Raw genomic sequence first — 3,083 nt, forward strand, 5'->3', positions numbered from 1 at the left:
ACCGCCGCCCTCGTCGGCGCCGTACCGGCGGAGCACCCGCTCACCGCGGTAATCCACACGGCGGGTGTCCTGGACGACGGTGTGATCGCCTCGCTCACGCCCGAACGCCTCGCGGCCGTCCTGCGGCCCAAGGTGGACGCGGCCTGGCACCTGCACGAGCTGACCCGCGACCTCGACCTCGCCGCGTTCCTGCCCTTCTCGTCCATCGCGGGCGTCATGGGCAGCCCCGGCCAGGGCAACTACGCCGCGGCCAACTCGTTCCTGGACGCCCTCACCCGCCACCGCCGCGAACTCGGCCTGGCCGGCACCTCGCTGGCCTGGGGTCCCTGGGCGCACGACGGCGGCATGACCAGCACCCTGTCCGACACGGACATGCGCCGCATGCAGTCCGGCGGCCTCCCGCCGCTCGCCGTCGAGCAGGGCCTGGAACTGTTCGACATCGCCCGCGGCTCCGACGAGACCTTCCTCGTCCTGGTGGGCCTCGCCCCCGGCGCCATGCGCGGCGCCGCCCCCGAGGACCTGCCGCCGCTGTTCCGCTCCATGGTCCGCAGCGGACGCCGCACCGCGGCCGCCACCGACGCGGCCGGAGCCTCCGCGGCGCTCGGCGCCAAGCTCGCCGAACTCGGCGCCGCCGACCGCGTCCGGTACGTCACCGACCTGGTCCGCGAACAGGCCGCCCGGGTCCTCGGCCACGCCTCACCGAAGTCCGTCGACGTCACCCAGGAGTTCCGTGAGCTGGGCTTCGACTCGCTGACCGCGCTGGAACTGCGCAACCACCTGTCCACCGCGACCGGACTGCGCCTCCCGGCGACCCTGGTCTTCGACTACCCCACGCCCACCGTGCTCGCCGAACACTTCGTCTCCGAACTGGCCGGCGACGACGCCCCGCAGGGGCCGTCGCTCCTCGCCGAACTCGACCGGCTGGAGACGCTCCTCGCGGCCGGCGACCCGGACGAGATCACCCGCGCGGGCCTCGCCCTGCGCCTGGGCCAGATGCTGGACAGGGTGCGCGGTACCGCACCGGAGCCGACCGGCTCCGACGTCGACGACAACTTCGAGTCGGCCAGCGCCGACGACGTCTTCGCGTTCATCGACAACGAGCTCGGCCGCCTGGGCGACCGCTGAGACGAGCTTGATCCACCACAGGAAGGTTCCCCCGTCATGCCCGATGACAAGAAGCTCGTCGACTACCTCAAGTGGGTCACGGCCGATCTGCACAAGACCCGGCGCCGCCTGGAGGAGGCCGAGGCACACCGGCGCGAGCCCATCGCCGTCGTCGGCATGGCCTGCCGCCTCCCCGGCGGCGTGAACTCCCCCGAGGACTACTGGCGGCTCCTCGACGAGGGCCGTGACGGCATCGCGCCCTTCCCCGACGACCGCGGCTGGGACCTCGACGCCCTGGGCGGCGAGGGCGCCGGCAGCAGTGCCGCCGCCGAGGGCGGCTTCGTGGACGCCGCCGCCTTCGACGCCGGGTTCTTCGGGATCTCGCCCCGCGAGGCCGTCGCCATGGACCCGCAGCAGCGGCTCCTCCTGGAAACCTCCTGGGAGGCCGTGGAACAGGCCGGCATCGACCCGGTCTCGCTGCGCGGCAGCCGCACCGGTGTCTTCGTGGGCACCGCCGGCGTCGACTACGTCGGCGTCGTGATGAACTCCCGCGAGGACGCCGAGGGCCACGCCACCACGGGCCTCACCGCCAGTGTCGTCTCCGGCCGCCTGTCGTACGCCTTCGACCTGGCCGGTCCCGCCGTCACCGTCGACACCGCCTGCTCGTCGTCCCTCGTCGCCATCCACCTGGCCGCCCAGGCGCTGCGCAACGGCGAGTGCGGCCTCGCCCTCGCGGGCGGCGTCACGGTGATGTCCACCCCGATGGGCTTCTCCGGCTTCACCCGCCAGGGCGGCATCTCCACCAGCGGCCGCTGCAAGGCCTTCGCGGACGCCGCCGACGGCACCGGCTGGTCCGAGGGCTCCGGCGTCCTCGTCCTGGAACGGCTGTCCGACGCCCGCCGCAACGGCCACCAGGTCCTGGCCGTGATCCGGGGCTCCGCCATCAACCAGGACGGCGCCTCCAACGGCCTGACCGCCCCCAACGGGCCCTCGCAGAAGCGCGTCATCCGGCAGGCCCTCGCCGGGGCCGGGCTCTCCGCCGCAGACGTCGACGCGGTGGAGGCGCACGGCACCGGCACCCCGCTCGGCGACCCCATCGAGGCGCAGGCCCTGCTGGCGACGTACGGACAGGACCGGCCCGCGGACCGCCCGCTGCTGCTGGGCTCCGCGAAGTCGAACATCGGCCACTCCCAGGCCGCCGCCGGTGTCGCGGGCGTCATCAAGACCGTCCTCGCCATCCGGCACGGCGTCCTGCCCAAGACCCTCCACGTGGACCGGCCCTCGACCCACGTCGACTGGGAGGCGGGCAACATCCGCCTGCTCACCGAGGCCACCCCGTGGCCGGAGACCGGCCGGCCCCGCCGCGCCGGCGTGTCCTCCTTCGGCATCAGCGGCACCAACGCCCACCTCGTCATCGAGCAGGCACCCGAGCCCGAGGAGACCACGGCCCCCGAGTCCGAGCAGCCCGTGGTCACGCCCGCGGTCGTCCCCTGGACGGTCTCCGCCAAGACCCGGGACTCCCTGGACGCCCAGATCGCCCGCCTCACCGGCCTGAGCGCCACCCCCCTCGACATCGGCCACTCCCTGGCCACCGGCCGCTCCACCTTCGACCACCGTGCCGTCCTGCTGGCGGATGCCGAGGGCGAGCCGGTGGAGGTGGCCCGGGGACGCGCCGTCGAGCGGACCCTGGCCGTCCTGTTCTCCGGTCAGGGGTCGCAGCGTGCGGGGATGGGGCGTGAGCTGTACGCGCGCTTCCCGGTGTTCGCCGAGGCGCTGGACGAGGTACTGGCGTACCTGGACGAGGGCCTGGAGCGTCCGCTGCGTGAGGTGCTGTTCGCGGAGGAGGGCAGCGAGGAGGCCGCTCTGCTGGATGCCACCGGGTACACGCAGCCCGCGTTGTTCGCGGTCGAGGTGGCGCTGTACCGGCTGGTCGAGTCCTGGGGCGTGAGCCCTGAGTTCGTGGCCGGTCACTCCATCGG

Annotated in this window: 2 protein-coding genes; both read left to right on the forward strand. The window is 73.8% G+C overall.

What is annotated here, in order from left to right; all coding sequences use genetic code 11:
• A partial coding sequence (locus HO151_RS01000) for a beta-ketoacyl reductase (protein ID WP_173894246.1) occupies positions 1 to 1,125 on the forward strand: 1,125 nt, incomplete at its 5' end.
• Between the two features lie 36 nt (positions 1,126 to 1,161).
• On the forward strand, positions 1,162 to 3,083 hold a 1,922-nt coding region (locus HO151_RS01005), incomplete at its 3' end, for a type I polyketide synthase (RefSeq protein WP_173894248.1).

This window comes from Streptomyces sp. 8P21H-1 (assembly GCF_013302945.1).